The following is a 4,253-nucleotide window of genomic DNA, read 5'->3' on the forward strand; positions in this document are numbered from 1 at the left end:
CCGGAGCACGTAGCCGCACATCCTCGAGTCTTCGCCACCTTCACCGCGCCGAGCTTCGGGCCGGTCCACAACCGCCCCGGCCGAGTTCGTCCAGCTTCTCCTGGGAGACGCGGGCGCGGAGTGCGGGCATCGTCTCGCCCTCCTCCTCGCGGATGTGCTCGTCGATCTCCCGCTTGAGCTGGGCCATGAGGTCGGCCTCGCGCTCGTCTCCGGCGGGCAGCCTGTCGAGGGCGAGCAGCAGCTTCTTGACGGCCATGTGCTCGCCCAGGTGCTCGTCGATCTTCTCCGCGCCGTCGGGAAGCACCTTCCTGGCCAGGGGGTAGAACATCATCTCCTCGAGCGCCGCATGCTTGGACAGCTCGCGGATCGTCAGCTCGACCACTGCGCGCCGCTGGGTCCGGGAGGCCGCGGCGTGGTAGTCGCGGAACAACTGCTCCACCATGCGGTGGTCGTGCTTCAACAACTCGATGGCGTCCATCGCACCTTTCCTCGTCCGGGGCGGTGACCTGCGGCCGCGTCACTTCGCGGCGGAGCCGGTGCGGTGCGTGCCCGCCGGCCCGCCGGTCGGCCGCGCGGCCGGCACGGACGACGCCCCGCGCGGGAAGGTCATCCGTCGTGCTCCAGGTTTGCCCCGTCCACCGGCGAACGCCTCTTGTGAGCGGTCAGTGGAGTGAACGGCGAGAGCCGTCCGGGCGGCCCCGTGCACGGGGCCGCCCGGACGGCTGGGCGGTGGCCGTCGGTCAGTGGCGGCGTCCCGCGCGCTGGGCGGGACCGAGGGCCCGGTCGCGGGAACCGAGGGCCCGGTCGCGGGGGCCGGGCAGCGGGCGGCTCCGCCACGTCACAGTTCGTTCTCCGGCCAGCCCAGCAGGCGCGCGCCGATCGCGGCGGTCTGGAGTGTGTAGCGGTGCACGGGGTCGGCGGGGTCGGCGCCGGTCAGCTTGTGGATGCGCTCCAGGCGGTAGGTGAAGGCCCGGACGCTGAGGTTGAGGCGGCGCGCGGCCTCGGCGGCCGTGCAGCCGGCGTCGAAGTAGGCGGTCAGGGTGTCCAGGAGCGGCTGGGCTCCGCCACGGGCGTCCCTCAGTGGCCCCAGGGTGTCGCGGACCAGGTCGGCCATGGCCTGCCGGTCGCGGGTCAGGACGGGGTACACCAGGAGTTCCGCGGCGCGCAGGACGGGTTCCTGCAGGTCGAGCCGGTCGGCGAGTTCGAGGGCGTTGAGGGCTTCCTCGTAGGAGTGGACCACTCCCCCGGCCCCGGGGTGGGGGCGTCCGATGGCGACCCGGCCGCCGTCGGTGGAGGCGTACGCCTGCTTGGCGAAGAACGCCAGGACGTCCTCCTGGTCGCCCGGGGCGATGCACACGAGCCGGCCGTCCTTGGTGGTCAGCAGGATGCGGCGCTCACCGAACCGGGCGACCAGCGCGGTCTCGACGTACCGTGTGGCCGGATGGGTGTCGTCGACGGGCCGTCCGCCCTGGGCGACCGCCACCGCGTGTGCGCGCGAGAACAGCAGGCCGTAGCGCTCGGCGCGTTCGGCCAGCCGCCCCAGGTCGCTGCGGCCGTAGAGCAGGTCGTCGATGAACTCGCGGCGGTCGGCCTCCTCCTGGCGCATGGCGAGCTTCTGGGCCCGCTCGTGGCCCTCGGCGAACGCGTCGACGGCCTGCTCGACGGCGGCGAGGACCAGGTCGGTTCCGGCAGCCGTCAGCCTGGGGGCGACGGCCCTGGCCTCGGACAGGTGCCGGCGGACGAGTTTCCGCAGGCCGTGACCGTCCTCCGCGGCCCGTTCCCCGTGGGCGCGCAGCAGGTCCAGCTCCTCCCGGGTCAGGCGGCGGCCGGTGGCGCAGACGTCGGCCAGGATCCGGGCGTACCCCGCCAGATACTCGTCGGGTATCTCTGCCCCTGTCACACGCCCTCCCCGAGCCTTGACGCGTCCTCGACGAATTCTTGACGCACCGTGGACAAGACTGGCAGACGAGCACGCACGTACCGCAGGGGGCATTCGATGTGATGCAGCTCACGGGAAAATCCCGACGAAGAGCGCTAACGCGGACATAAGAGGGAAATAAACCTATAGGGCAAAAACAGTAAACTCGCAACCTCATGGAGAGGAGACGGCAGCGATGTCGTATCCGCAACACTCCACCACCGGCGCCGGAATGGGCTCGCACCCCGAGATAGCCGAGATGCGAGAGCGTCTGGAGCGGACGGCCTCCAGCGGCCAGGCCATGGCCGTCGAGGGACTCATCGTCCTGGCCGGCGTCTACGCCGCCATTTCCCCCTGGGTCGTGCACTTCGCGCTGCAGCGGAACATCACGATCAACAATCTGATCATCGGCATCACCGTCGCCCTGATCGGGGTCGGCCTCACCATGGTCCCGGAGCGCGCCTACCGCCTCGCGTGGATCCTCGCCCCGCTCGGCCTCTGGCTGCTGATCTCCCCCTGGGTCGTCACCGCGACCCACGGCGCACGGGCCGGCATCATCTGGAACAACTGCTGGGTCGGCGCGATAGTGGCCCTGCTGGGGCTCGCCGCCATGGGACTGACCATCGGGGTCGCCCGTCGCGGCCGCACCGGCTCCCGGTGACATCACCCATTCCGACAGCGGGCCGTACCGCTCTGGCACAGCGGGTACGGCCCACTGTCATGACCAGCACCTCATGGGGTTAGCATATGAGCGCCTTCCTGCTCGAAAGATAGAGCCGCCTAGCTCGAAAGATAGATCTGTGACTGTCAACGACGACTCGTTCACCAACTGGAAGAACCGCGAGGAGATCGCGGAATCGATGATCCCGATGATCGGGAAGCTGCACCGGGAGCGGGACGTCACCGTCCTGGTCCACAGCCGTTCCCTGGTGAACAAGTCGGTGGTGAGCATCCTCAAGACCCACCGGTTCGCCCGGCAGATCGCCGGTGAGGAACTGTCCGTCACCGAGACCCTGCCGTTCCTGCAGGCCCTCACCACGCTGGACCTCGGGCCGTCCCAGATCGACCTCGGCCTGCTCGCCGCGGCGTACCGCGGCGACGACCGCGGCCTGTCGGTGGAGGAGTTCACCGCCGAGGCCGTCGCCGGCGCCACCGGCGCCGACAAGATCGAGCGCCGCGAGGGACGCGACGTCGTCCTCTACGGCTTCGGCCGCATCGGCCGCCTCGTGGCCCGCCTGCTCATCGAGAAGGCCGGCTCCGGCAACGGCCTGCGACTGCGCGCCATCGTCGTCCGCGGAGGCGGCGGCCGGGCCTCCGACGATCTCGTCAAGCGCGCCTCGCTGCTGCGCCGCGACTCCATCCACGGCCAGTTCCAGGGCACCATCACCGTCGACGAGGCGAACAGCACGATCGTCGCCAACGGCAACGAGATCAAGGTGATCCACGCCGACGACCCGACGAAGGTGGACTACACGGCGTACGGCATCAAGAACGCCATCCTCATCGACAACACCGGCAAGTGGCGCGACCGCGAGGGCCTGTCCAAGCACCTGCGCCCCGGCATCGACAAGGTCGTCCTGACCGCGCCGGGCAAGGGCGACGTCCCCAACATCGTCCACGGCGTCAACCACGACACCATCAAGCCGGACGAGAAGATCCTGTCCTGCGCCTCCTGCACCACCAACGCGATCGTCCCGCCGCTGAAGGCGATGGACGACGAGTACGGCGTGCTGCGCGGCCACGTGGAGACCGTCCACTCGTTCACCAACGACCAGAACCTGCTGGACAACTACCACAAGGCCGACCGCCGCGGCCGCTCCGCGCCGCTCAACATGGTCATCACCGAGACCGGTGCCGCCTCCGCCGTGTCCAAGGCGCTGCCCGACCTCACGGCGAAGATCACGGGCAGCTCGATCCGCGTCCCCGTACCGGACGTCTCGATCGCGATCCTCAACCTGCAGCTGGCGCGCGAGACGAGCCGGGAGGATGTCCTGGACTACCTCCGCAAGGTGTCGCTGACCTCCCCGCTCAAGCGGCAGATCGACTTCACCAGCGCCCCCGACGCGGTCTCCAGCGACTTCATCGGCTCGCGCCACGCCTCCATCGTGGACGCCGGCGCCACCAAGGTCGAGGGCGACAACGCGATCCTCTACCTGTGGTACGACAACGAGTTCGGCTACTCCTGCCAGGTCGTCCGCGTCGTGCAGTACGTCTCCGGGGTGGAGTACCCGACCTACCCGGCGCCGGCTTCCTGACCCCGGCGCACCGCCCGGACCCGGGGGCGGCGACGGGTCGCCCCCGGCGACCGGTCGCCGCCCCCGGGTCGGTCCCGCCC

The 4,253-nt window shown here is 70.1% G+C and carries 3 protein-coding genes and 2 pseudogenes; 3 read left to right on the forward strand and 2 right to left on the reverse strand.

The window, feature by feature from the left end; genetic code table 11:
• A pseudogene (locus C1I97_RS42570) lies at positions 1-117 on the forward strand (hypothetical protein); the annotation flags it as partial.
• 13 nt (positions 118-130) lie between these two features.
• Here C1I97_RS42570 and C1I97_RS32435 read toward each other — a convergent pair.
• Positions 131-478, reverse strand: a pseudogene (locus C1I97_RS32435) (hemerythrin domain-containing protein); the annotation flags it as partial.
• 360 nt (positions 479-838) lie between these two features.
• A complete protein-coding gene (locus tag C1I97_RS32440; RefSeq protein ID WP_258382839.1) occupies positions 839-1,900 on the reverse strand; it encodes a PucR family transcriptional regulator in 1,062 nt (353 codons plus the stop codon).
• Between the two features lie 214 nt (positions 1,901-2,114).
• Between C1I97_RS32440 and C1I97_RS32445 the strand changes: the two genes are divergently transcribed.
• The gene (locus C1I97_RS32445) at positions 2,115-2,579 is read left to right on the forward strand and encodes an SPW repeat protein (RefSeq protein WP_111006616.1); all 465 of its coding nucleotides are present in this window, start codon (positions 2,115-2,117) and stop codon (positions 2,577-2,579) included.
• Between the two features lie 139 nt (positions 2,580-2,718).
• Entirely contained in the window at positions 2,719-4,173 is a 1,455-nt protein-coding gene (locus C1I97_RS32450; RefSeq protein ID WP_111006617.1) for a glyceraldehyde-3-phosphate dehydrogenase, read from the forward strand.
• Positions 4,174-4,253 lie beyond the last annotated feature (80 nt).

The organism is Streptomyces sp. NTH33, assembly GCF_003236365.1.
Taxonomy (GTDB): Bacteria; Actinomycetota; Actinomycetes; order Streptomycetales; family Streptomycetaceae; genus Streptomyces.

Bases quoted from the DNA above. Each gene is read 5' to 3' on its own strand.
- C1I97_RS32445 (WP_111006616.1), top strand. From the start codon at position 2,115: ATGTCGTATCCGCAACACTCCACCACCGGCGCCGGAATGGGCTCGCAC.